This is a genomic window from Tepidimonas taiwanensis (assembly GCF_020162115.1).
Taxonomy (GTDB): domain Bacteria; phylum Pseudomonadota; class Gammaproteobacteria; order Burkholderiales; family Burkholderiaceae_C; genus Tepidimonas; species Tepidimonas taiwanensis.
Genome location: NZ_CP083911.1, coordinates 1,633,554 through 1,655,435 on the forward strand (window position 1 = coordinate 1,633,554; position 21,882 = coordinate 1,655,435).

General features: G+C 67.4%; 25 protein-coding genes. 4 read left to right on the plus strand and 21 right to left on the minus strand.

Annotated features, from left to right (window positions below; translation table 11 throughout):
* The first annotated feature begins 54 nt into the window (after nucleotides 1–54).
* Complete coding sequence (gene argH / locus LCC91_RS07560; RefSeq protein WP_043700627.1) at nucleotides 55–1,515, plus strand: argininosuccinate lyase; 1,461 nt, start codon at nucleotides 55–57, stop codon at nucleotides 1,513–1,515.
* A gap of 169 nt (nucleotides 1,516–1,684) precedes the next feature.
* Here argH and speE read toward each other — a convergent pair whose 3' ends face one another.
* Together speE and LCC91_RS07570 are read right to left on the minus strand one after the other, a co-directional pair.
* The gene (gene speE, locus LCC91_RS07565) at nucleotides 1,685–2,983 is read right to left on the minus strand and encodes a polyamine aminopropyltransferase (protein WP_052231541.1); all 1,299 of its coding nucleotides are present in this window, start codon (nucleotides 2,981–2,983) and stop codon (nucleotides 1,685–1,687) included.
* A gap of 227 nt (nucleotides 2,984–3,210) precedes the next feature.
* The gene (locus tag LCC91_RS07570; protein WP_143897439.1) at nucleotides 3,211–3,879 is read right to left on the minus strand and encodes a c-type cytochrome; all 669 of its coding nucleotides are present in this window, start codon (nucleotides 3,877–3,879) and stop codon (nucleotides 3,211–3,213) included.
* Nucleotides 3,880–4,011: 132 nt separating this feature from the next.
* Between LCC91_RS07570 and LCC91_RS07575 the strand changes: the two genes are divergently transcribed.
* Complete coding sequence (locus tag LCC91_RS07575) at nucleotides 4,012–4,854, plus strand: AAA family ATPase (protein ID WP_143897440.1); 843 nt, start codon at nucleotides 4,012–4,014, stop codon at nucleotides 4,852–4,854.
* Nucleotides 4,855–4,907: 53 nt separating this feature from the next.
* Entirely contained in the window at nucleotides 4,908–6,095 is a 1,188-nt protein-coding gene (locus LCC91_RS07580) for a vWA domain-containing protein (RefSeq protein ID WP_143897441.1), read from the plus strand.
* Nucleotides 6,096–6,353: 258 nt separating this feature from the next.
* Here the strand turns inward: LCC91_RS07580 and LCC91_RS07585 are convergent, their stop codons facing one another.
* Genes LCC91_RS07585 through LCC91_RS07610 form a run of 6 tightly spaced genes read right to left on the minus strand, consistent with a single transcriptional unit; the run spans nucleotide 6,354 to nucleotide 11,037 of the window.
* The gene (locus LCC91_RS07585) at nucleotides 6,354–6,617 is read right to left on the minus strand and encodes a hypothetical protein (RefSeq protein ID WP_224440883.1); all 264 of its coding nucleotides are present in this window, start codon (nucleotides 6,615–6,617) and stop codon (nucleotides 6,354–6,356) included.
* A gap of 2 nt (nucleotides 6,618–6,619) precedes the next feature.
* The gene (locus LCC91_RS07590; RefSeq protein ID WP_143897442.1) at nucleotides 6,620–7,018 is read right to left on the minus strand and encodes a GPW/gp25 family protein; all 399 of its coding nucleotides are present in this window, start codon (nucleotides 7,016–7,018) and stop codon (nucleotides 6,620–6,622) included.
* Nucleotides 7,015–8,070, minus strand: coding sequence for a phage late control D family protein (locus LCC91_RS07595; protein ID WP_143897443.1), 1,056 nt, complete (start codon nucleotides 8,068–8,070; stop codon nucleotides 7,015–7,017). The genes LCC91_RS07590 and LCC91_RS07595 overlap by 4 nt, the downstream gene beginning before the upstream one ends.
* Nucleotides 8,070–8,282: a tail protein X gene (locus LCC91_RS07600; RefSeq protein WP_143897444.1), complete on the minus strand. Its 213-nt coding sequence runs from the start codon at nucleotides 8,280–8,282 to the stop codon at nucleotides 8,070–8,072. Before LCC91_RS07600 ends, LCC91_RS07595 begins: the two co-directional genes overlap by 1 nt.
* Nucleotides 8,279–8,704, minus strand: coding sequence for a phage tail protein (locus LCC91_RS07605; RefSeq protein ID WP_221934148.1), 426 nt, complete (start codon nucleotides 8,702–8,704; stop codon nucleotides 8,279–8,281). The genes LCC91_RS07600 and LCC91_RS07605 overlap by 4 nt, the downstream gene beginning before the upstream one ends.
* Nucleotides 8,704–11,037 carry a phage tail tape measure protein gene (locus LCC91_RS07610; protein WP_143897446.1) on the minus strand — a complete coding sequence of 778 codons (2,334 nt, stop codon included), beginning with the start codon at nucleotides 11,035–11,037 and terminating at the stop codon, nucleotides 8,704–8,706. Before LCC91_RS07610 ends, LCC91_RS07605 begins: the two co-directional genes overlap by 1 nt.
* Nucleotides 11,038–11,040: 3 nt before the next feature.
* On the opposite strand from LCC91_RS07610, the gene LCC91_RS07615 reads away from it, so the two are divergent.
* The gene (locus LCC91_RS07615; RefSeq protein ID WP_143897447.1) at nucleotides 11,041–11,232 is read left to right on the plus strand and encodes a hypothetical protein; all 192 of its coding nucleotides are present in this window, start codon (nucleotides 11,041–11,043) and stop codon (nucleotides 11,230–11,232) included.
* Here LCC91_RS07615 and LCC91_RS07620 read toward each other — a convergent pair.
* From LCC91_RS07620 to LCC91_RS07680, 13 genes are all read right to left on the minus strand, one after another.
* On the minus strand, nucleotides 11,210–11,341 hold the full coding sequence (locus LCC91_RS07620) for a GpE family phage tail protein (RefSeq protein ID WP_143897448.1): 132 nt from the start codon (nucleotides 11,339–11,341) through the stop codon (nucleotides 11,210–11,212). The genes LCC91_RS07615 and LCC91_RS07620 overlap by 23 nt on opposite strands.
* Nucleotides 11,342–11,349: 8 nt before the next feature.
* Nucleotides 11,350–11,595, minus strand: a complete 246-nt coding sequence (locus LCC91_RS07625) for a phage tail assembly protein (RefSeq protein ID WP_221934149.1) — start codon at nucleotides 11,593–11,595, stop codon at nucleotides 11,350–11,352.
* Nucleotides 11,592–11,813: a hypothetical protein gene (locus tag LCC91_RS07630; RefSeq protein ID WP_143897449.1), complete on the minus strand. Its 222-nt coding sequence runs from the start codon at nucleotides 11,811–11,813 to the stop codon at nucleotides 11,592–11,594. Before LCC91_RS07630 ends, LCC91_RS07625 begins: the two co-directional genes overlap by 4 nt.
* Nucleotide 11,814: 1 nt before the next feature.
* Nucleotides 11,815–12,321, minus strand: a complete 507-nt coding sequence (locus tag LCC91_RS07635; protein ID WP_143897450.1) for a phage major tail tube protein — start codon at nucleotides 12,319–12,321, stop codon at nucleotides 11,815–11,817.
* A gap of 15 nt (nucleotides 12,322–12,336) precedes the next feature.
* Nucleotides 12,337–13,503: a phage tail sheath subtilisin-like domain-containing protein gene (locus LCC91_RS07640; RefSeq protein WP_143897451.1), complete on the minus strand. Its 1,167-nt coding sequence runs from the start codon at nucleotides 13,501–13,503 to the stop codon at nucleotides 12,337–12,339.
* A complete protein-coding gene (locus tag LCC91_RS07645) occupies nucleotides 13,496–13,765 on the minus strand; it encodes a pseudouridine synthase (protein WP_143897452.1) in 270 nt (89 codons plus the stop codon). Before LCC91_RS07645 ends, LCC91_RS07640 begins: the two co-directional genes overlap by 8 nt.
* Nucleotides 13,762–14,328, minus strand: a complete 567-nt coding sequence (locus LCC91_RS07650; RefSeq protein WP_143897453.1) for a DUF4376 domain-containing protein — start codon at nucleotides 14,326–14,328, stop codon at nucleotides 13,762–13,764. Before LCC91_RS07650 ends, LCC91_RS07645 begins: the two co-directional genes overlap by 4 nt.
* A complete protein-coding gene (locus LCC91_RS07655) occupies nucleotides 14,322–14,903 on the minus strand; it encodes an RNA-directed DNA polymerase (protein ID WP_143897454.1) in 582 nt (193 codons plus the stop codon). The genes LCC91_RS07650 and LCC91_RS07655 overlap by 7 nt, the downstream gene beginning before the upstream one ends.
* A gap of 34 nt (nucleotides 14,904–14,937) precedes the next feature.
* Nucleotides 14,938–16,434, minus strand: coding sequence for an IS5 family transposase (locus tag LCC91_RS07660; protein ID WP_224440884.1), 1,497 nt, complete (start codon nucleotides 16,432–16,434; stop codon nucleotides 14,938–14,940).
* 83 nt (nucleotides 16,435–16,517) lie between these two features.
* Nucleotides 16,518–17,207, minus strand: a complete 690-nt coding sequence (locus LCC91_RS07665; RefSeq protein WP_143897649.1) for a reverse transcriptase family protein — start codon at nucleotides 17,205–17,207, stop codon at nucleotides 16,518–16,520.
* Nucleotides 17,204–17,620, minus strand: coding sequence for a four helix bundle protein (locus LCC91_RS07670; protein ID WP_185974880.1), 417 nt, complete (start codon nucleotides 17,618–17,620; stop codon nucleotides 17,204–17,206). The genes LCC91_RS07665 and LCC91_RS07670 overlap by 4 nt, the downstream gene beginning before the upstream one ends.
* An 11-nt stretch (nucleotides 17,621–17,631) precedes the next feature.
* Nucleotides 17,632–19,626, minus strand: a complete 1,995-nt coding sequence (locus LCC91_RS07675; RefSeq protein ID WP_185974879.1) for a hypothetical protein — start codon at nucleotides 19,624–19,626, stop codon at nucleotides 17,632–17,634.
* Between the two features lie 14 nt (nucleotides 19,627–19,640).
* Nucleotides 19,641–21,881 carry a hypothetical protein gene (locus LCC91_RS07680; protein WP_143897645.1) on the minus strand — a complete coding sequence of 747 codons (2,241 nt, stop codon included), beginning with the start codon at nucleotides 21,879–21,881 and terminating at the stop codon, nucleotides 19,641–19,643.
* Between the last annotated feature and the right edge of the window lies 1 nt (nucleotide 21,882).

Consider the following 21,882-nt stretch of genomic DNA (forward strand, 5'->3'; position numbering starts at 1 on the left):
TTATACGCCAGCGCCGCGGACGCGTCCATCCGGGGCCGGCGCCATCCTGACGCCATGACCCACAACCAGCTCGATGCCAAAGCCCACGCCTGGTCGGCCCTGTTCGCCGAACCCATGAGCGAGCTGGTGCAGCGCTACACCGCCAGCGTCTTCTTTGACAAACGGCTGTGGAAAGCCGACATCCAGGGGTCGCTGGCGCATGCCGAGATGCTGGCCGCCCAAGGCATCATCAGCGCGCAGGACTGGGCCGACATCCAGCGCGGATTGCAGCAGATCGCGCAGGAAATCGAAGCCGGCACCTTCGAGTGGAAGCTGGCGCTGGAGGACGTGCACCTCAACATCGAGGCACGGCTGACGCAGCTCGTCGGCGACGCCGGCAAGCGGCTGCACACCGGCCGCAGCCGCAACGACCAAGTCGCCACCGACGTGCGGCTGTGGCTGCGCGATGAAATCGACGGACTCATCGCCCTGCTGCGCGAACTGCAGGGGGCCCTCGTGGACGTGGCCGAACGCCACGTGGACGTGATCCTGCCGGGCTTTACGCACCTGCAGGTGGCGCAGCCGGTGAGCTTTGCCCACCACCTGCTGGCGTATGTCGAGATGTTCGCGCGCGACGAGGAGCGGCTGCGCGACGTGCGCCGGCGCACGAACCGGCTGCCGCTCGGCAGTGCCGCGCTGGCCGGCACTACCTACCCGCTGGACCGCGAGCGCGTGGCGCGCACGCTGGGCATGGTAGACGAACGGGGCGAGCCGCAACTGTGCCTCAACAGCCTGGACGCGGTGAGCGACCGCGACTTTGCCATCGAGTTCACGGCCGCGGCGTCGCTGATCATGGTGCACATCAGCCGCCTGAGCGAGGAGCTGATCCTGTGGATGAGCCAGAACTTCGGCTTCATCCGCATCGCCGACCGCTTCACGACCGGCAGCTCCATCATGCCGCAGAAGAAGAACCCGGACGTGCCGGAACTCGCGCGTGGCAAGACGGGGCGCGTGGTGGGCCACCTGATGGGCCTGATCACGCTGATGAAGGGGCAGCCGCTCGCCTACAACAAGGACAACCAGGAGGACAAGGAGCCGCTGTTCGACACCGTCGACACGGTGCGCGACACGCTGCGTATCTTCGTCGACATGATCGGCGGCGAGCGCGACCCGGCCACGGGGGCCAAGTCCGGCGGCATCACCGTCAACCGCGACGCGATGGAGGCTGCCGCGCGCCGGGGCTTCGCCACCGCCACGGATCTGGCCGACTACCTGGTCAAAAAAGGCGTGCCGTTTCGCGACGCACACGAGACGGTGGCGGCCGCCGTGCGCGCGGCCAGCGAGCGCGGGCGGGACCTGTCCGAGCTGCCGCTGGCGGACCTGCAGGCCTTCCACCCCGCGATCGGGCCGGACGTGTACGAGGTGTTGAGCCTGCGCGGCAGCCTGCAGGCGCGCAACACGGTCGGCGGCACCGCCCCGGCCCAGGTCCAGCGGCAGATCGCGCGCCACCGCGCCCGGCTCGGTACCGGGGCCTGACGGGCACGCCACGCCACCACGGCGGCGGGCGACGCGACGACGGTCGCCAGTCACCCCCCGCCGTGACAGGGCTACTCGCGCCAATCGGGGCGCCGCTTGCGCCTCCGCACGAAGGCCGCCTTGCACGTGACAGGCACCCGCCGGGCCGTTTCGTTCGTCGATCCGCCGTTTACACGCACGCCTGCGCACACTGCAGCGCGGACGGCTGCGGCTCGACCATGCGCACGTCACCCGCCGCCGGCGTCACCAGGCGGCGGTAGTAGGTGGGCAGCGCAAACAGCGCGTGGTGCACCTCGGCGTTGTAGTACTGCAGATCGGGCAGCGCCGCCACGCGCGCGTCGAGCGTCGCCGCGTCGATGGCGCGCGGCTGCAGCCGGTCCGACGCCACCGCGAAGCCCCAGTACGCCCCGTACAGCGGCACATACAGGCCGAAGGGGTGCACCTGCTCGAACACCGCGCGCAACGCGGTGTTGATGCGCCGCACCTGCTCGGGCTCGAACACCGGCGTGCCCGTGTGCAGCACCACCGCGCCCCCCGGACGGAGAATGCGCTTGAGCGAGCGGAAAAACGGCTCCTGGTACAGCGACCCGGCCGGCGTCTCCGGGTCCGTCAGGTCCAACAGGATCAGGTCGAACCGCTCCGACGTTTCGGCGACAAAGGCCAGCCCGTCCCCGATCTTCACCTCCAGCCGCGGGTCGTCGAACACCCCGCGGTGCACCGCGTGCAGGTGCTCTTTCGCGATCGCGACCACGTCGCCGTCGAGTTCGGCCATCACGACGCGTTCCACGCCGCGGTGCTTGAGCACCTCCTCCGCGGCACCGCCGTCGCCGCCCCCGATGATGAGGACGTTGCGCACCGCCCCGTGCGCCACCGCCGCCGGATGCACCAGGCACTCGTGGTAGTAGAACTCCTCGCCTTCGGAGGTCATGAAGTGCCCGTCGATGCGCATCGCCAGCCCGAAGCGCGGCGTGCGCATCAGCTCGATCGTCTGATACGGGCTGCGCTTGGCCAGCACACGCTCGCTGCTGACGTAGCCGTACACGGCATCGCCGGCATCGTTGAGCGATTCCAGGATCGTCTCCGCGGGCGGGCGCTGCTCGCTGCCGCGCTGCAGCCGGTGGATCTCGGTGCGGCCGGGCTCGAACGCCGCGACGATCTCGCGCAGCAGCGCCTCGGCCTTGGCGGAGTTGTCGGTGGTGAAGTTGCACACGTACACGTCGAGCGTTACGGCGCGGCGCTCGGGCCACGTATGCACGGCCAGGTGCGACTCCGCCAGCAGCAGCATCCCGGTCACGCCGCCCGGCTGTCCGTTGTAGGGCGGAAACGGGTACCACTTCTCATCGACCAGGGTCAACCCCACCCCAATCGTATGGCGCCGACACAGCTCGGCCAGCACCGCCGCATCGGTCATCAGACCTTCGGCCCCTCGGCAGTCGTACAGATCAGCCGTCAGATGAAGCCCTTGCATGGCTCGATCCCCCATCCAATCGTGATGAACCACCAGACCGACCCGGCCTGGACGAAATTAACGATTATACCCCCCGCACCACGCCCCGACGCCGAACCGCCACCCAATCGGCCTCGGGGGCAGGCATCCTGGGCTGTGCCCCTGCTGGGCGCACAAACGCCCCTACTGAGCACCCAAACAAAACCGGCCCTCGCAGGGCCGGTCGCGGTGCGGCAGCTGGCACCGGGTCAGCGGAAGCGCGGCTGCGGCTTGGTCGCCAGCTCGCCTTGCACGGTGGCGAGGTAGTTGGCGATCTGCTTGAGTTCGGCGTTGCTGAACTGCTGCGTGATGCCGCCCATGATCGGGTTGGCGCGGCCGATGTACGGGTTGCCCTGCACGTTATACGACTTCAGCGCGACGAACAGGTAGTCGGCGTGCTGGCCGGCGATCTTCGGATAGCTCGGGTCGATGGGCTTGCTAAAGTTGGCCCCGTGGCACGACGTGCAGGCACCCTTTTCCAGCAGCGCGGCCACCGCGGCGGGCGGCGCTTTGGGCTGCTCGGGCGCGGTCACGCCCGCGTTGTGCGCGCTGTAGAACGCCGCCAGGTCGGCGATGTCCTGGTCCGTCAGCGACCCCGCGATACCGCGCATCGTCGGGTGCTTGCGGTCACCCTTGCGGTACGCCTGCAGCGCGGCGGAGATGTAGCCGGCCGTCTGGCCCGAAATCATCGGCACGCGGTGGATTTCCGGAAAGCTGTTCTGGTACCCCGGGATGCCGTGGCAGCCGATGCACATCGCGGCCTTCGCCTCACCGGCCTTGACGTCCCCCGCGGCCGTTTGGGCGTGCGATACCGAGGCCAACAGAACAGTCGCGCTTGCGACAACGGTTTTCAGCGTGGAGGTCAACGTTTGTTTCATCTTGCAAGCACAATGCGAGGGACGTTTGACAAAAATCAACGACCGATTATATAGACTCGTTCCCGCCCCCCACCCCCGGGGAAACCCAAGGGCACGCCCCGCGCGGGCCGCCCCTTCGTTGCAGGATCACCGATGCGATTCACAGGCTCCGACTCCTACGTCGCCACCCCCGACCTCTTGCTTGCGGTCAACGCCGCGATCCGGCTGCAGCGCCCGCTGCTGCTCAAAGGCGAACCCGGCACCGGCAAGACCATGCTGGCCGAGGAGGTCGCGCGCGCGCTCGACATGCCGCTGCTGCAGTGGCACATCAAGTCCACCACCAAGGCCCAGCAGGGGCTGTATGAGTACGACGCGGTCAGCCGCCTGCGCGACAGCCAGCTCGGCGACGACCGCGTCAAGGACATCCGCAACTACATCGTCAAGGGCGTGCTGTGGCAGGCGTTCGAGGCCGACCGCCCCGTGGCGCTGCTGATCGACGAAATCGACAAGGCCGACATCGAGTTCCCCAACGACCTGCTGCGCGAGCTCGACCGCATGGAGTTCTACTGCTACGAGACGCGCGAGCTCATCCGCGCCCGACACCGGCCGCTGGTGTTCATCACCTCCAACAACGAAAAGGAGCTGCCCGACGCGTTCCTGCGCCGCTGCTTCTTCCACTACATCAAGTTCCCCGACCCGCCCACGATGAAGCAAATCGTGGACGTGCACTTCCCGGGCCTGAAAGACGCGCTGGTCGCGGCGGCGATGCGCACCTTTTTCGACATCCGCCAGCTGCCGGGCCTGAAGAAAAAACCCTCCACCTCGGAGCTGCTGGACTGGCTGCGGCTGCTGGCGGCCGAAGACATCGCGCCCGAGGCGCTGCAGGGCCCCGACGGCAAGCTGGCCGTGCCCCCACTGGTCGGCGCACTGCTGAAGAACGAACAGGATCTCGTCCTGTTCGAGAAGCTCGTCTTCATGAACCAGCGCAACCGCTGAAAGAATGGCTCCGCCTTGCCGGAGACGCCCCCGCTTCCGCGCATGAGACTGCCATGCTGACCGGCTTCTTCTACACCCTGCGCGCGGCCAAGCTGCCCGTGTCCGTGAAGGAATACCTGACACTGCTCGAGGCGCTGCAGGCGGGCGTGGTCGGTCCGCGCAACCCGGACGCCTGCTCGATCGACGATTTTTACTACCTGGCGCGCACGACGCTGGTGAAAGACGAGCGGCACTACGACAAGTTCGACCGCGCGTTCGCGGCGTACTTCCACGGCGTCGAGCAGATCGCGGATTTTTCCAAGGAAATCCCGGCCGACTGGCTGCGCCAGACGCTCGAGCGGCTGCTGTCCGAAGAGCAGAAGGCCAACGCCCCGCGCCTGGAGTGGGACGAGCTGATGGAGGAGCTGCGCAAGCGGCTCGAGGAACAGAAGGAGCGCCACGAGGGCGGCAGCAAGTGGATCGGCACCGGCGGCACCAGTCCCTTCGGCCACGGCGGCCACAACCCACAGGGCATCCGCATTGGCGGCAAGGGCGGGGGCAAAAGCGCCGTCAAAGTCTGGGAGCAGCGCAGCTACCGCGACTACGACGACACACAGGAGCTGGGCACGCGCAACATCAAGATGGCGTTGCGGCGGCTGCGGCGCTTTGCGCGCGAGGGCTCGGAGCTGGAACTCGACCTGCCGGGCACCATCCGCGCCACCGCAGCCAACGCGGGCTGTCTGGACATCCGGATGGTGCCGGAGCGCCACAACCACGTGAAGGTGCTGCTGCTGATGGACGTGGGCGGCACGATGGACGAGCACATCCTGCGCGTCGAAGAGCTGTTCTCGGCCGCGCGCGCGGAGTTCAAGCACCTCGAGTTCTACTACTTCCACAACTGCGTCTACGACTATGTGTGGAAGAACAACCGCCGCCGCTTCGCGGAAAAGCACCCCACGTGGGACGTGATCCGCAAATACAACAAGGACTACAAGCTCATTTTCGTCGGGGACGCGACGATGAGCCCCTACGAAATCCTGCAGCCCGGCGGCAGCGTCGAATACAACAACGAGGAACCCGGCGCCGAGTGGCTGCAGCGCCTGACCCACGCGTTTCCGCACCACGTGTGGATCAACCCCGAACCGCAGGGTGTGTGGTCCTACCGGCAGAGCATCGCGATCATCCAGCAGCTGATGGGCGGGCGCATGTTCCCGCTAACGCTCAAGGGCCTGGAAGACGCAATGCGGCTGCTGTCGAAATGATCGCTGCATCGTCGGGCTGGCCCGCGCCTGCGCGCACCGGAAGCGGTCCGCAACGTATGGCCCGCGACATCTGATCGGCGCGCCCCGCGCCCTGCTCCTCCCGGGTCGCCGCCCGCGCTCTGCCCGGCGCCCCAGCGCCAGCCCGCCCTCGACCGGTACAATCGGTCGCCCTGCGGGCCCGCCGTAGTTCAATGGGTTGAATGCTAGGGATTGATCGCCGTCAGTAGCAAATTCGTACCACCGACGCGCTCAATGCAATCAACGGCAACGGTACACATCCGGCAACTGCCGCCCCATAGCCTCCGACTGGTACGCGCGCCGGCAGTGGTCACGTTCCAGCGGCCAGAACAGCGCGTCGATCAGCGGGCGTAGGATGCGCCCGGCCAGCTTGCCCTGGCGCTCCATGCGCCAGGCGGCCGCGCTGATGGTCTCATCCGGGTGCCCTCTTCCCAGCGTGAGCAGTACCCACGCAAGCTGATCGAGCGCGATCAGGACGTTGAGGATGCGCTGCTGGATGCCCACCGTCACACCTCCACGCGCAGCGTCTGCGGCTGCTCCTGCGCGCCGATGCGCAGCGTCAGGTCTAGCGTGACGTGGCCAGGCGTGTCCATGCTGGCTGCTACGCGCTGCACCTTGACGCGCGGCTCCCAGCGCTGGATGGCGACTGCCACCTCGTGATAGAGGTCGGCCAGCCACTGCGCGTTGACCGGTCGGTCGATCAGGTCGCGGATGCGGCTGCCGTATTCCGGGCGCATGATGCGCTCGCCGGGGTAGGTGCTGAGGATGTCGAGGATCGACTGGCGCAGGTGGTCGATGCCGTCGATGGGCCGCGCGCTTCGCGCTGACAGGCCGATCCAGCGTTTGAGCGCGGCAAGGCTTGCCGCACGGCGTGGCAGGATGTCGATCAGGCTGACGTCGCTCATTCCACCTCCTCGATGATCTCGTCGATCAGGTCTTGACTGGCGCGGCCGCCTTCGGAGGGCGGCACGCACTCGATGCGCGTGCGCAGACCTTCGGCATCCAGCGTGTGCTCGGCGCGCTGGATGACCCACTGCCCGCCGACAGGATCGGATAGCCCAGTCACGAGCACGTGATGACCCGCCAGCAGGCGTGTGTCGCCGGGCAGCTCAAGCGTCAGGCTGCCGCTTGAGCGCCGCAGCTGGCGCAGGCGGGCGGCTGCGGCATCGCGCGCGGCGCGCTCGTCTTTGGCGTCGTGTCGCACCTCCATGACGGGCGCATCCGGGTGCTGTCCGTCGCCGACTTCCACCGGCACGCGCCGGCCGGTGTCCGGGTCGTAGTAGTAGCTGCGCACCCGGCTGTACTGGCTGCGGCTGTTGCTGGTGTAGTCGTAGCGCGTGATCCGCCTGGCATCCAGCCGGTGCAGCGCCGGGCGCCATGGCTGCGGCTCGCGCGCCGGTGGCAGGTTGCCCGCGTGCGGGCGCAGCGTCAGGCGCTCGCCGTCCAGCCGCAGCACCCAGTCGCGCGCCCTGGCCACGCGGGTGAGCAGCGCCATGTCGCTCTCACCCTGCTGGTCGATGTGGCCGATGGGGATGTGGGCCGCGTCCGGATGGATGTGGGGCTCAAGCCCTTGGCGCTGCGCGATGCGACGCGCAAGCCTGTCCAGCGTGTCGTCGTCACCGGCATCGATGCGCGGGGCTTTGACCGACGTGCGCACCATGTCCGCGCCCTTGGCGGAAAACGAGACCGTCAGCGGCGGGCCAGATAGCCGCACTTCGTCCACGACGAAATCGCCGATGGTGGGGATGGGCGGCCGATCAAGATACCCCAGCAGCAGCCGCAGCCGGTCGCCAGCGGCCGGCAGCGGGATGCGCTGCCCGCGGTCGTCGAGCTCGACTTCCAGCGTGTCGCTGGCCAGCCCTTCGGCGTCCACCACGGTCAGCCGTGTCACGCGATCCATCAGCGTGTCGGTGAGGTCGGCGCCGTCCACGCTGAAGAGGTAGAACACCGGGCGCATCAGATGATCCTCGGCGCAGGCGTTGCGCGCGCAGGCGCGGGCGGCATGGCGATGGACGTGCGCGCCGGCAGGTTGGCCGGGTCACGCGCGGCCAGGCCAGGATTGGCCTCCAGCACGCGCTCGACCATGCGGCCTGCGAGCGTGCCATACCAGCGATAGCAGATGAGGTCGAGGCGCTCGCCGTCTTGCTGCGTGGTGTAGATGGGCATCATGCGGCGTCCCTCGCGTAGGCGGCCAGCGTCAGGCGAAAGCGCTGCTCCAGCGGCGCGCCGGATGGGCCGATGACGGGCTGCTCCTCTTCCAGGCCGGTGATGACCCACTCTCCCAGCACGTCGCCGTAGCCGGTGGTCAGCATCAGCGGCCGCGCGGCGCTGCCGTCTTTCAGTGCCGCGTCGGCCAGCGCACGCATGGCCTTGATCTGCCCAAGGCCGCCACGGTAGGCCGGCAGGATCACGCCTTCGATGGTGATCTCGTCGGTGCCGCGCCCGGTGAACTGGCGCGCTGGCTCCGCCCACAGCCGATCCTGCGCGGGCCAGCGCCACTCGGTGCGGCGGGTGAGTGACTGGTAGGCGGCAGTCTCGATGGCAAAGCGCAACACCTGCGTGCCATCGCCAAGCGTCATGAGCACGTCCATCAAGCCATCCCTCCATCGATGAGCGCTGCGCGGCGGGCGAGCTGCTCGCGCCGGGCGGACTCAGCCAGCGCGCGCTCGACTTCGCGGCGCACGGCGGCGGCCACGTCCTGCGCGGCCTCTGGCGTGGCGGGGCCGTTGAGGTTGACAGTGATGTGGATCGGCGCGGCGGCAGGCGTCGGTGCGAGCGGCGCCATGGTAGTGAGTGGTGCAGCCAGCGCGGCGGCAGGCGTCGGTGCGAGCGGCGCCATGGCAGTGAGTGGTGCAGCCAGCGCGCCCGCTGCGCTGCCCATGGCCAGCGTCCCGGCGGCAATCGGCGTGGCCAGCGCCCCGGCCACCGCACCCATGGCCGACAGCGGCAGACCGGCGGCACGCTGGATGCCCAACCGCAGGCCGCCCATGAGGTGGCCACCCATCTCGGCGAACACCCGGCTGGGCGAGCGGATGCCCAGCTTGTCCTTGAACCAGCCTGAAATGGCCGACCCCATGTCGGTGACGCCTTCCTTGAGCGCGGCCCAGCGCTGGCGCAATCCCGCGAGCAGACCATCGACGATCTGCCCTCCGATGGCCAGCATGCGCTGCGGCACGTCCTTGACGGCTTGCACGATGTCGTAGATCACGCTGCCCAGCGAGGTCGGCACACCCAGCAGCTTCGACAGCAGCGCATCGATGCCCTTGTTCAATAGCGTTCCAACAGCGTAGCCTGCGGCGAATGCGGCAGCCAGCTTGCCGAGCGGCGACACCACGGCCCAGATGCGGGCGGCCAGCGGCGCAAGCGCTGCGCCGATGCGGGCAATGACGCCCCAGGCTTTTCCGCCCCAGGCGGCGATGGCCTGCCAGGCGAGGCTGGCCTGCATCATCACGCCGGCCACAGCCGAGCGGATGCGGCTGCCGATGCTGCGCGCAGCGCTTCCGGCCTTGCCGCCGGTGTCGGGCACCCCCATGCCGGGCAGGCCGCCTCCAGGCATGTTGACGACCCACACCTTTTGCACGCCGCCGGCAAGGTTGCCGAGCAGACCTCCCCCTGGCGCTTCGGCGCCGGCTTTGCCGCGCCCAAACAGCCCGCGCAGCTTGCCCAGTGCCCCGATGGCAATCAACGCCGTGCCGGCGGCCGCCGCCAGGCTTGAGAGCGCGGCCACGCCGCCAACCACCCAGCGGGTCAGCGATGGGAACTTGGTGATGAGCGCGTCTATCTTGTCCACCACCGCCAGCACCGGGACGGCGATGGCGTCCTTGAGCGGCATCAGCGCTTCGCCCAGGCGTATCCATAGCTGCTCGAAACGGTTGAGCATTTGCTGCCACTTGGCGCCGGCGCTTTCGTTCAGCACGCGGCTGGCGGCATCGAACGCGCCGGCGCTGCCGCGGATGGCGGCCAAATCCTCCTTGAGCACTTCGGTCTGACCGAGCAACAGCATCGCGGCGCGGAAGCCTTCTTCGCCAAATCCTTTGCGCAGCTTGTCCTCCATCTCGGGCGTGAGGCGGTTGATGTCGCCGATCTTGGCCTTGAGGTTTTCCAGGGTGCGCAAGAGGTCAAGCTCGCCCGTGCCTTTCTTGACCGCCACCTTGAAGCCGATTTCCTGCGCCGCCTTGAAGCGGTTGGCCAGCAGGTTGGCCAGCGCCGTTCCGGCCATGGAGCCTTGCAGGCCTGCGCTGTTGAGCCGCCCAAGCGCCGCGCCCATGTCGTCCACCGCGAGCCGGGCGGTCTTGGCGGCCGGCGTGGCGTATTTCAGCCCCTCGGTGAGCTGCGACAGGTTTTTGATCTGGAAGCGCTGCTGCGTGGCGGTGATGATGTCGCCCATGCGCGCGAACTCGGCTGCCGCATCGCGGCTACCGTCGCGCATGTTGTTCCACAGGATCGCCACCGCCTCGCCGGCCTCGTCCGCGCTGCCGCGCGTGGCCTGCCCGACTTTGATCGAGACCTCGGTGGCGTAAGTAGCCAGCGCCTCCGGGATGCCAGCCGACAGGATGTTGTAGGCGGTGTTGTAGTAGTCGGCGAGCGTGGCGCGGTTTTGCCGGGTGAAGGCAAAGGCCGAGGCCTGCATCTTGGCCAGCGCCTCTTGCGTGACGCCAGGCATCGAAGCGATGGTGGCGCGCGCGTCATCGAACGCCGCGAAGGCATGCACGGCCTGCATGCCGATCTGCTGCATGCGGCTAGACAGGCCGGAGGTGGCCAGCGCCACGCCATGCAGCGCGGCCCCGGCCATCGCCGCCTTGGTCGAGATGGACTCCAGCGCGCGCCCAAGCGTCGAGGTGGCGCCCTGGATTTGCTTGATGGGGGCGCTGGCGCGGTCGATGGCGCTGATGATGACGCCAACCGTCATCCCGGCTAGACTCATGGCATGACCTCGTTCATTCTGGCATTCCTGCTCGCGTTGCTGGCCTCGGCGCTGCCGCTGGCGGTGGATGGCTGGTCATGGCAAGGCGCGGCTGCCGTGGCCATCCTCACGCTGGCGCTGTGGCCGCTGGTGGCCATCATGCGCGCCATCGTCGGATGGTTGCACCACATCCTCACAGGCCACCGCGCGCCTTGAGCACGCGCTCGGCGCGTTTGACCCACTCGGCAAACTCGGCTACGTCCATGCCGCGCCCGACATCGGGCGGCCAGTGGTAGGCCAGCGCCAGCATCTCCAGCCCGTCCATCGGCTGGATCAGCCGTTTCCCAGCATCTCGGCCACGGCCTTGCTGGCCGCGGCGAAGTCGGCGGCGTCGAGCTCGCGCACCTGGTCGGGCGTCCATTCGGCCAGGTTGGCGATGAGCGCCACGGTCTTGGCGGTCTCGCCCGCCACCTTGTCGATGGCTTCCAGGTCGCGCACCTTGGGGCGGCGAAGATGTAGCACGCCAACCGTGGCGCCGTTGATCTGCACCGGCTCGCGCAGCTTGATGGTCATGGTCATTGAGCGGTCTCCTTGCGGTTGCGGCGGGTCTTGATGGGCGCGGGCGCTTCCTCCGTGCCCGCATTCGATGCGACATCGGCGGCTTGCAGGCGCACGATGCCGCGCCGGGCCAGGGCCTCGGCGGTGGCGGCATCGAGCGTGAGCGTGTCGCCCGCGGCGAGGTGGCGGCCGGGCAGCCACCAGCCGCCCACCAGCACGGTGACGGTCACGGTGTCCATGTCACACCCCCAGCGCGGCGCGCACGGCCTGCAGTTGATCCTGGCCGTTGATCACGGCCACCATGTTGACCGGGTCGAGCTCCACCAGCGTGCGGCCATCGATGTCGAGCTTGTAGTAGTGGCACATCGCGCTGACCTTGAGGTCGCTCGCCTCGGTGGGCTTCCATGCGTCGGATTCAAACGACAGCACCGCGCGCAGCGTGATCTCGATCGGCCGACAGGTGCCGTCGTAGTCCACCATCGCACCGGTAAAGCGCAGCGGCACCAGGCGCCCTGGGACCACGGCAAACTGCGCGAACAGATCGGGGTCGTAGCCGGTGATCGTGAAGGAGGCTTCGAGCTTTTCGACCGCGCCCATGGGGATGGCGACTTCCGCGCCCATGCCGCCGGCCTTGTAGTCGCGCACGATGGGCGCGAGCTTCGGGGGCGAAAACTCCGCCACGCGGCCCAGATACCCCTTGCCCGCCACGAAAGCCGAGAGGTTGCTCAAAACGTGTTGAATCGCCATTTCAAGCTCCTTTCATCACTGTTCAAAGACCGCGGCGGCATAGTCGGCCACCAGGTGCGAGCGGAAGGTGACGCGCTCGGCCGGTGCGGGCGGGGTGAAGTCGAAGTCGAAATACACCTTGCCTGCCGCGAGGTTGGCCGGGGTGTTGAGCTCCTCATCGAGCCAGCAGCGGCCGCCCAGGATCGCGCCCACGCTCTTGAGGTGCCGCAGATAGGCGTTGACCGACTCTTGCACGTCGCGGATGTAGGCTTTGCCAACCGCGCGGTCGACCGCCCACAGGTGCGCCTGCAGCATGGATTCGTGGATCATGTCGGCGGTGCGGCGCACGGACAGGAAGGCCCACTTCGGGTCGGACGAGCAGGTGCGGTTGCCCCACAGGCGGATGCCCTGCTCGGTGATGAGCGTGGCCACGCCGGGCTCGTTGAGCAGGTTGGCCTCCGAGTCCACGCGCCCCAGGCCAAAATCGATCGGCCGCGCCGGGCGGTCGATGCCCAAGAGCGGGTTGTTGCTGGGGCTCCACCAGAAGCCGCGCTCGTTGTCGATCTTGGCGATCAGCCCGGCCACATGGGGGCTGACCGGCACCACGCTGCCATCGACCACCGCCCAGGGGTCGATCAGGTAGGCGCGGCTGGAGTCGAACTGGGCGCGGTAGGCAATGGCCGCGGCGCTGGTGCTGTTGGGGCCGTCGATCAGGGCCACCGCGCGCAGCTTGATGGCCTGCGCGATCAGCGCGTCGGCCACCGTCTTGTGCTGCGAAAAGCCGGGCGCCAGCAGAATGCGCGGCACCACGCCCAGCACGCTGCGCGCCGTCTCCAGCGCGGCGATACCCGTGCGCGCACCGGTGCCCGCATCCGTGCCGCCGATGATGGCCTCCAGCCGCTCGTTGACGGCAGTCGTATTCGGATCGTCGGCGACATCGGCCACGCGGATCGCCACGATCAGCGGGCTATACCCCTGCGCGTGGATGGCCGCCACCGCCGCCGGCAGCGTGCCCGTGCCACCCAGAATCGCGGCGCTGCGCGGGGTGGTGAGCAGGATGGGGGTGTTGAGCGGAACGCTCGCATCGCTGGCCGCCGGCGCGGTGCCGACGATGCCGATCACCGAGCTGCGCGCGGTCTGAATCGGGCGGACGCCGTTGTCGATCTCGACGACCTCGACGCCATGGTGGAAGGCTTCAGACATGGTTGATCTCCTTTCGGTACAGGGGTGGGAGTTGTTTGCCGTCGCGCTCGCTCTCGAAGCTCAGGCGGCAGCGGTCGCGCTCCAGCGGGTAAAACAGCGCGTCGATCAGCGGGCGCAGCACGCGCCCGGCGACCTTGCCCTGCTGCTCCATGCGCCACGCGGCCGCCGAGATGGTCTCGTCCGGGCTGCCTTTGCCCAGCGTCAACACCACCCACAGCAGCTGGTCGAGCGCGATCAAGATGTTGAGCAGGCGCTGTTTCATGCTGCGTTGACCTCTTCAATCGTGGTGGCTGCATCCACCGCCGCTTTGCGCGCCCACGACGTGGCGTAGGCTTGCTGCACCTGAGCCGCAATCGCGCCGGAAATCGCCAGCAAGTCGGCGATGCCGGTGACCGACATGTTGTCGTTGTCGTGGTCGCGCCAGACAGGCGGCAGCGGTGCGCCTGCTTGTGCCAGAGTGATCGCAGACGCCAGTAGCTCCTGACTACGCTTGTCGGCGTCCCACACCCGACCGAGAGCCGTGACTGGTTGCTCGCACGCGGCATCGCGCTCGGCTTCGATCTGGCGCTTCTTTGCAGCCTTCGCTTCGGTCAGCAGCGCGTCGGGGTGCGGGTCGAGCGGCGCTTCGCCCAGGTATTCGCACTGGCGCAGATCGCACGCGGGAATTTCCTGCGGCTCGCCGATGGGCGTGACCGAGACGAAAATGCCGTTTTCGCGGTACTCCGTCGGCACGCGCCAGACGCGCACGGTGGCGGGCTTGGTCAGGTGCGGCAAGGGGATGGATTGGTCGTCGATGGTGAGGATGTGATCGGTGATGGTCAGCATGGCATGCCTTTCAGGACAAAGCGATGGAGCATCTGGCGTGTCGTCACGTCGGCATTGGCCGGACGCATCACCGCCACGAACGACATGACCGCCTCGCGGCAACGGCGAAGCGCCACTGCGCCGCGCGCGTACAGGGCAGCCAGGCGACGAAAGCGCGCTTTCCACGCGCGGATGGCGCGTCGGCGCGGGCGAATGTGCGTCGTCCAGATGCGGTAGCCGCAGAAGTCCACGCCGCGCTTGAGCGGCCAGTAGCCGCTCTTGGGGTTCGGGCGCAGGCCAAGCGCTGCGAGTTCGTCGGCGATGGCGTCCAGCAGCCGGGCGGCAGACGCCTTGTCGGGCGCAATGAGCACCATGTCGTCCATATAGCGGACGTACTCAAGCACACCCCAGTCATCTTTGATGCGGTGATCCAGCGCGTCCAGCAGGATGTTGGCTGCAAGCTGGCTGGTGAGTGCGCCGACCGGCATACCAACGCCATCGAAACCGTAGCCAGAGAGCACCGTGCGCCACAGCGCCAGCGTGCGCTCGCACGTCACGACACGCACCACCTGGCGCAGCAAGATGTCATGGTCGATGCTGGCGAAGTAGTCGTCCCTGAAAAATTCATTTTCACGCCGCCCTTAGCCGCAGCTGGGCAGGGTTGGCGCCACTGGACTCGGTTGGCCGCCGCTGGGCGAGCCACCGGCCGATGAGGCGCACGGCCGCAATGAGGCGCAAAAAAGCTCGCCTCAAGAAGGGCACGCCCTTCTTCGTGATCATGCGCAGCAGCCAGCGGATGTTGTAGCCCGCCGCGCACAGCACCGCGTGCAGCCGGTCACCCTGCTCGCCCTTGAGGTGGCACCTGTCCATGCGGTGATCCTGCTTCAAGTGCCCGATGACCGGCTCGATGGCCTGGCGGCGCTTGAGCAGCTTGCGCTCCTGCTGCGTGAGGCGCTTGATCTTGCCGCGGTGCACCAGGCGCACATCCGCAATGTCGGCTTCCACCCCGCGGTAGCCCAGATCGGCAAACGCTGTGCTGGGCTTGATGCCAGTGTCCTGCATCAGGATCGTGGCCTGCTCCAGCTGCGCTTGCAGCGTGTGCCCGTCGTAGGGGTTGCCATGGAAGGCCCGGGCTGCGACGATGAGGCTGTGCTTCAGGGTGCTGGCAATGCCGACCTTGACGCCGAACTCGTAAGGGCAGCGGGCCTTGCCCTTGTTGATGCACTCCACCTCCGGCGCGTGCCAGGCGTAGAGCTTTCGAGTCCCGTCGGCGGTCTTTCGGTTGGCAGTCTGCGCCACCAGACGCGCCGCCTTGTTGAGGGTGTGGCCAAGAGCACTCTGGATGGCCTGCCCCAGGCGGCTGGCCTTGCGCTCGATCTCGCGCTGCAGCCTGGCCACGATCGTGCGCTGGCGCTTGATGACCCGGCGCATGCGCGCAAACTGCCGCGCGTGCGCATAGCGTCCTGCCTTGCGGGCCAGCTCCTTGCCTTCCTTGGCAAAGGTCTGCTTCAAGGCGATGCCGGCGGCCTTGGCCGCCTCCACCAGCTTGGTGCGTGCCGTCTCCAGCAGCCGGCTGTCGGTGGGGTGCGCCACCGCCTTGGGTTGTACGGTGGTGTCCACCACCACGCGCTTGAGTTCCTGCGGCTTGATGAGTCCGGTTTCCACCGCCACGTTGATGGTCTGCGCCAAGAGTTCTTCCACGCCTTCTTCGCCCAGCAGCCGGCGAAACTTCACCAGCGTCGTGGCGTCGCACGGCCGGCGATGTTCAAAGTACGCCCGCCCCGAGAAGAACTGCCATGTGGGGGTTTCGCCCCAGCGCTCGACCACCCCTTCGTCCGACTCGTTGAAGGCGTGCTTCAGATACAGCAGCGCGATCATCACGCGCAGCGGCACGCGGGGTCGGCCTGCGTTGGACGCCCGAGCTGCGCGCACCGGAGATTCGCCAAAGAGGTCCAGATCGGGCATCGCGACACCTGCGCGCGCTTTGCGCATGAACAGGTGCGACAGCCTTGCTTCCAACTCCTGCCACGGCATGCGTGAGGACAACACCGCCAGCGGATGGCGCAGGTCGATCATCTGATCGAGCCGGGCGCGGAAGAAGTCCTCGGTGGCGGGGCAGGCAAACATCGCAAAACTCCCAGAAAACGGCGCATCAGACCATCAAATCTGGGGGAAATTGTACTCGCAAACAGACAATAACACAAGAAAAATCATGCTGTTATGAATATTTCAGGGGCGACGAAGTAGCTCTTGACGTCGATCTTGACGATGTAGGCGGCGTCGCCCCAGCGCCGCTTGGCGCGCCGCAAAAAGGCTTGCGTGCGCTGCACCGCCAGGTGTGTGCCTTTGCCCCTGCGACAGGCGTAGCTGTCGTGGATAAAGCGTCGCTCGAACGGCGGCTCGACCACGCGCACCAGGGCGTGATGCACGATGCGGTCGGGAAATGGCGGTGCGGTAATCTCGCGCCACTTGGGGTCTCGCACCCAGAAGCGCCGCGGCTCGCCAGGGCGCCAGGTGCCGCGCAGCAGGTGTTCGTGCAGGTTGATGAGGTTGGCTTCCAGGTCGTGCTCGAACGCGCGCACCTCTGGACGGTTGCGTTTGCCGCGTCGCGCCTCGCGCCATGCGGCGATCAGGTTGTCCCAGGCGGTAATGCGCCCAAAAAGATCGGCGGACGCCAGCACTTGGCCCGCGCCCGCCTGTTCACATTCGCCCACGGGTGGGCAGGAGCGCGACCCCGAAGGATATGGCGCTGCCAGCGCAGCCGTGGCCGCGCCGTTTCTGGCCGTATCGTCCATCGCCAGGCGGGCACCGATGTTGCTGTTCGCATTCGACGGGTCGTTGTTCACGTTCAGGTAGAACAGCCCGGCGTTCGCGCCGTTGCTCCAGTTGCCGCCGTTCATAGGTCGCACCCCTTCGCCTTGGCCGACTCGTGCTTGATCCACGCGCCGACGCGGCGACCGATTTCCGCCGCGTGCCGACTCCACACCTCCAGCCGATTGGCGTTGATGTAGCCCAGCCGGTACGCCTTGCGGATGATTGTCTTGAGGACGTGCAGCTCGATGTCCAAATCGAACAGCGCGCCCGACTTGCTTTTGCGCTTCCACGCCACGGCGGTGAGGCGCTGCAAAGCTGTGACCTGCTGCCGCGCGGCAGCAGCCAGCCCATGGCGCTCGGTCTTCGGCCAGTTTTGCGTGATCTGATGCACGTACACGTCCATGTCTTCCAGTAACGTCAAAAGCTCGATGTAAGCCTCTGGCAACCTTTCTTCATACGCGCCGCGCGTCGGCGCGGCGCTTGACTCGTGACCCGTCATGTCGTGACTCATCACACCTTCGCCAGGCGGGCACCGAGGGTGCCGTTCGCATCCGACGGGGCGACGCCCACGGACAGGGAGAACAGCCCGGCGTCCGCGCCGTTGCTCCAGTAGCCGCCGTGGTAGGCGATGCGATCATCAGTGTTGGTGTTGCTCCAGAAATAATCGCCGGTCGAGCCGTTGGACTGCGTGCCATCGACGGTGGCCGGGACGATGATCCCCGCCGACAGCAGTGTCGTGTCGAAGGTCACCGGGTACCCGCTGGACGTCAGCGCCGCTCGGCCCGTATTTACATAGCCGGTTGCGAAGTCCGACGTGGTGGTGTTGCCCGGCACGTTGTACTGCCAGCGCCACCAGTTGCCGCCGTTGCGCTTGATCCCATCGACCATTTGCCAGACGTTGCCCCAGAGACCGACGATGCCGCGCCAGGTGGCCTGTGCCACATCCGACGCATCGACGTTGGCTGCGGAGGATTGGCTGACACGCCCTTGGCCGATGAGCGATTGCGTGTCCAGCCCGCCCAGTTCGATGCTTGCGAGCATCTGGATGGCGGCAATGTCGTAGTCCGACCAAAGGCGAAATCCAGACACGCCACCTGTATTGCGGGCGTAGGCTTCGGCACGCGCCGTGGGGAAGTCCATGCTTACGCGCGGTGCCACACCTGGTACGGATTGCAGCTTGCCGCCAGAAGAGCTGGCTTGATACTTGCCAACCCAGACCTGATTCATCTCAACGCCGCCCGCGCCGATGAAGGCAGGATGCACAGAGAATCCTGAGACAGGCTGGTCGGAGATCATCCAGTACACCTTGCCAGCATGAGGGCCAGACGGCACGGCTCCTGCCTTGAACCAGAATTTAGGGATTCGCACCATCGCTTGCCCGTCGATGGTCTGCGTGACGATGCCAGCGTAGGTCGGGTGGTTGTTGAAATACGCAGCGCCGGGGTTGCTGATGGTGTTGAAGTCTTTGTCAATGCGGCTGTAGGTGCCCGCGCCGCCGCCGGTGGCAACTTGCAGGAGGCCAATGATCAGCGCAAATTGCGCCTTGGTCGTGGCTTGAATAAAGCCGACGGCAGACGCGCCCAGCGTCGCTCCGTTATGAATAGCCTCGAACCGATACTGGGTATTTTCTTGCAGGATGCCGTTCGGCACGACGATTTGCGTCAGATTGGCCGTGTCATTAACCGACTCCCACACAACAACACCGTCAGAGACCCGACGCGCGCGCCACGTCGTCGATGCGTGAGTGTCGGGAGCGCCTGCGGTCTGGAAAGCACTGGTGCCAATCAGCGGCGACTCTGGCACGTCAGACGGTGATCCGGTCACGGTAACAGTTGGCGGCAGAACCGATGCAGGCAAGATCTGCATGGTCACTGACCTAGACCCTGCTCCGCGCTGAATAGTGAGCTTGGCCGTACCACCGGATGGCACCGTAGCTGGCGCGGTATAGGTGATCGTCGCGCCAGACCTACTCACCGTGCCGTGCGATGCGGTCACGGTGTACGCATCGAAATCGTCCAGATCGGTGATCGTCAACGTCACCGTCGTGGTCACGTAGGCCGATGTGGGGCCGGTGATGGAGATAGGCGGCGCGACGCCAAGCGCCGCACGTGCGGCAGCCGCATCAGCGGCAGTCAGCACCGAACGGCCGACGGCGGTGCTATCGGAAATTTGACTGGCTTGGTGGGTGTGGGATGCGATGGCCGCATCAAGCTGCGCCTGCGTGGCCAGGTTGCCGACGTTGCCGATGGCCGACAGTAGCTCGTCGCGGCGCTGCGTGAGTTCGTCGAGCATGGCGTTGACGGCGCTCATGGCCGGGCCGATCAGCGTATCGATGCGGGCCAGGCCAAAGCGCGTCAGGTCATCGATGACGCCTTGCAGGTCGGCGCGACGGCCTTCGAGTTCGGCGATGCGGGCGTCGATGTCCGCCAGCACCGGGTTGAAGTAGTCCTCCGCCAGCAGCGTGACGCCATCGCGCATGCGGTAGGCTTCGAAGCGCGTGGGCATGGGTCAGTCTCCCGTCACAGCGCCAGGTCGTAGCGCTCGGCCACGTGCCACGGCGCGGCAGCCGTCACGCCAGTGCCCTCGATGCGGATGCGGTAGCTCGTGGTGGCCGCAGGCGTGAACCTATACTCGCGCCAGCGGCTGCGGCCGTCGACGATCTCGTCGCGGTAGCTCGCCGCCGTCACCGGCGAGCCGCCGATGATGAGCTTGCAGTCCACGGTGTGGCCGGCGGCCGGCGAGAAGTCTTCCAGCAGCAGCCGCACGCGGATGTTGCTGGAGGCCTGCGCCAGCGTGCGGGCGGTGCTGATGTGCACGAAAGACGTGCCGCGGCGGCGCACGGTCACCTGCGCGGTGCCGTGGCGCACAGCGGGCATCAGGTCGGTGGTGCCGATGAACACCGCGCGCAGCGGCACCAAGGCCGCGCCGCCGAACTGCGGCGCGCTCTCCGTCGTGACGGGGCGCCACATGCCGCCCGTCTGGTACTCCCACACCAGGCGGCAGCCAGCCGGAACGGCGCTCTCGTAGAGCATGTCCAGCTCCTGAATACCTCCGGCGAGTTGCAGCGGCTGCATCTGCACCACGGCGCGCGGCGAGGTGAACCGCGCGAAGTTCAGTCGCAGCATCAGATCGCGCTCGGCGGCCGCGGTGAAGTACGCGCCGTCCTGGGCGTACATCAAGAGGCCCTGCGTGTACTCGGTGCCGGCGGTGTAGCCCACGCGGTGCGCGGCGCCGGAGGCCAGCACGATGGCGTAGCGCTTGCCGGATTCGACGAGCAGCGGGTCGGGCAGCGTGACCTTGAGCCAGCCGGCCGTCACGGCGCCGGGGGCGAGCGTGGCGCGCGAGAGCACCTTGGTGATGTCTGGCTGACCGAGCGCTGCCTCGGTGACCAGCACCGTGAGGCCGCCCGCCGGATCGGCGCTGGTGACGAAGACTTCCAGCGACGTCAGCCAGCCGGTCTGCGCCATCAGCACCGTCTGCGCCAGAATCGAGCCCTGCACCGTGTGGGTGGTGGTCACGATGTCCCAGTACGGCTCTTCCCAGTGGTCGATCCACACGCGCGTCACACGCACGAAGGCGTGCCGCAGCGCCGCCTGCCGGTCGGCCGGATCGACCAGCCAGGTCTCATCGCCTCGGCGCAGGATGCCGCTCACCGGGTCATAGACGCCGGAGCGCCAGAACGCGCTGTTGGTGCAGTAGGTCAGCGTCTCCCCGTAGCGGATGCGCTCGCGGCTCATGCTGCGCTGCGTGGCGCTCAGCGTCTGGTACTGGTAGGCGTTGATGGCCATCTCGCCAGCGCGCGTCTCCATGCGCAGGCGGGTGATCTCCTCGTAGGCCGGCAGCAACAGCCCGTTGGCCGACACGCGCGCCTCGGGGTCCATGGGGTTGAGCAGCGAAAGCGCACCGGTCTGGCTGGCCACGACGGCCGGACGGATGCCCTCGCGCACGTCTGCGCTGTAGCCGGACTGCGCCGGATCGGATTCGTCCTCGTTCAGGTAGTGGTCGGCGCCGTAGAACGTGTAGTCGTCCGGGATCTCCATGCGCTCCTTGAGCTTGGCCATGTCCATGCCGAGCTGCACCACGTGCTCGATGCTGGCGCGGGTCTGCAGGTCGGAGCCCAGCCCGGCGATGTCGCTCATGATGTGCGCGATGCGCGGCTCGGCGCTGGCGATCCAGCCCTCGGCGGCGCGCAGGCGCTGATCGACGGCGAACAGGTTGGGCAGCTTGCGGCTGGTCGCGAGCACCACTTCCTGGATGCCGGTGGGCGAAAGTCGCACGTGCGCCAAGAGCGTGTAGCCGGTCGGCGGCTCGGGGCGCTCGGGCGTGGGGCTTTCCAGCCCCTGCGCGATGTGGATCACAGCCACGCGGCGGCGCTGCATGGCCACGGCCTCGGGCTCCACCTCGCGCGTTTGCAGGTCGATCAGGAAGTCGCGCGGCTGGATGTCGGTGTCCTCCTCTTGCCCGAAGGCGGAGACGGCCAGCCACTTGCTGTCCTGCAAGGGCAGCATGGCAAAGACCGAGTGCACCTGGGCGCTCTCGATGGCAAACACCTTGCCGCTAGAGCCGTCGTACAGGCGGCCCGGCGCCACTTCGATCTCGGTGGCGCTGCGCGCGGTGACGGTCAGCCCGACGAACTGACGCTCGGGCGTGATGGCGTCCGTCACCAGGTGGCGCTGCGCCTCATCCATCCAGCCTTGCGTGTTGTTGAGGTCGGCGGCTTGCAGCTCCTGCCGGTCGCGGTAGATGACCTGTTGTTCCATC

What these genes read in the sequence shown, in the direction of transcription:
- LCC91_RS07580 (WP_143897441.1), top strand. Translation starts at nt 4,908, where the DNA reads ATGCTGACCGGCTTCTTCTACACCCTGCGCGCGGCCAAGCTGCCCGTG.
- LCC91_RS07625 (WP_221934149.1), bottom strand. Translation starts at nt 11,595, where the DNA reads ATGACCATGACCATCAAGCTGCGCGAGCCGGTGCAGATCAACGGCGCC.
- LCC91_RS07650 (WP_143897453.1), bottom strand. Translation starts at nt 14,328, where the DNA reads ATGCTGACCATCACCGATCACATCCTCACCATCGACGACCAATCCATC.
- LCC91_RS07595 (WP_143897443.1), bottom strand. Translation starts at nt 8,070, where the DNA reads ATGCGCCCGGTGTTCTACCTCTTCAGCGTGGACGGCGCCGACCTCACC.
- LCC91_RS07645 (WP_143897452.1), bottom strand. Translation starts at nt 13,765, where the DNA reads ATGAAACAGCGCCTGCTCAACATCTTGATCGCGCTCGACCAGCTGCTG.
- LCC91_RS07665 (WP_143897649.1), bottom strand. Translation starts at nt 17,207, where the DNA reads ATGAACGGCGGCAACTGGAGCAACGGCGCGAACGCCGGGCTGTTCTAC.
- LCC91_RS07635 (WP_143897450.1), bottom strand. Translation starts at nt 12,321, where the DNA reads ATGGCGATTCAACACGTTTTGAGCAACCTCTCGGCTTTCGTGGCGGGC.
- LCC91_RS07605 (WP_221934148.1), bottom strand. Translation starts at nt 8,704, where the DNA reads ATGGACGTGCTCATGACGCTTGGCGATGGCACGCAGGTGTTGCGCTTT.
- LCC91_RS07640 (WP_143897451.1), bottom strand. Translation starts at nt 13,503, where the DNA reads ATGTCTGAAGCCTTCCACCATGGCGTCGAGGTCGTCGAGATCGACAAC.
- LCC91_RS07670 (WP_185974880.1), bottom strand. Translation starts at nt 17,620, where the DNA reads ATGACGGGTCACGAGTCAAGCGCCGCGCCGACGCGCGGCGCGTATGAA.
- LCC91_RS07575 (WP_143897440.1), top strand. Translation starts at nt 4,012, where the DNA reads ATGCGATTCACAGGCTCCGACTCCTACGTCGCCACCCCCGACCTCTTG.
- LCC91_RS07630 (WP_143897449.1), bottom strand. Translation starts at nt 11,813, where the DNA reads ATGGACACCGTGACCGTCACCGTGCTGGTGGGCGGCTGGTGGCTGCCC.
- argH (WP_043700627.1), top strand. Translation starts at nt 55, where the DNA reads ATGACCCACAACCAGCTCGATGCCAAAGCCCACGCCTGGTCGGCCCTG.
- LCC91_RS07660 (WP_224440884.1), bottom strand. Translation starts at nt 16,434, where the DNA reads ATGTTTGCCTGCCCCGCCACCGAGGACTTCTTCCGCGCCCGGCTCGAT.
- LCC91_RS07600 (WP_143897444.1), bottom strand. Translation starts at nt 8,282, where the DNA reads ATGATGCCCATCTACACCACGCAGCAAGACGGCGAGCGCCTCGACCTC.
- LCC91_RS07570 (WP_143897439.1), bottom strand. Translation starts at nt 3,879, where the DNA reads ATGAAACAAACGTTGACCTCCACGCTGAAAACCGTTGTCGCAAGCGCG.
- speE (WP_052231541.1), bottom strand. Translation starts at nt 2,983, where the DNA reads ATGCAAGGGCTTCATCTGACGGCTGATCTGTACGACTGCCGAGGGGCC.
- LCC91_RS07675 (WP_185974879.1), bottom strand. Translation starts at nt 19,626, where the DNA reads ATGCCCACGCGCTTCGAAGCCTACCGCATGCGCGATGGCGTCACGCTG.
- LCC91_RS07680 (WP_143897645.1), bottom strand. Translation starts at nt 21,881, where the DNA reads ATGGAACAACAGGTCATCTACCGCGACCGGCAGGAGCTGCAAGCCGCC.
- LCC91_RS07615 (WP_143897447.1), top strand. Translation starts at nt 11,041, where the DNA reads ATGACCTCGTTCATTCTGGCATTCCTGCTCGCGTTGCTGGCCTCGGCG.
- LCC91_RS07610 (WP_143897446.1), bottom strand. Translation starts at nt 11,037, where the DNA reads ATGAGTCTAGCCGGGATGACGGTTGGCGTCATCATCAGCGCCATCGAC.
- LCC91_RS07620 (WP_143897448.1), bottom strand. Translation starts at nt 11,341, where the DNA reads ATGGACGGGCTGGAGATGCTGGCGCTGGCCTACCACTGGCCGCCCGAT.
- LCC91_RS07590 (WP_143897442.1), bottom strand. Translation starts at nt 7,018, where the DNA reads ATGAGCGACGTCAGCCTGATCGACATCCTGCCACGCCGTGCGGCAAGC.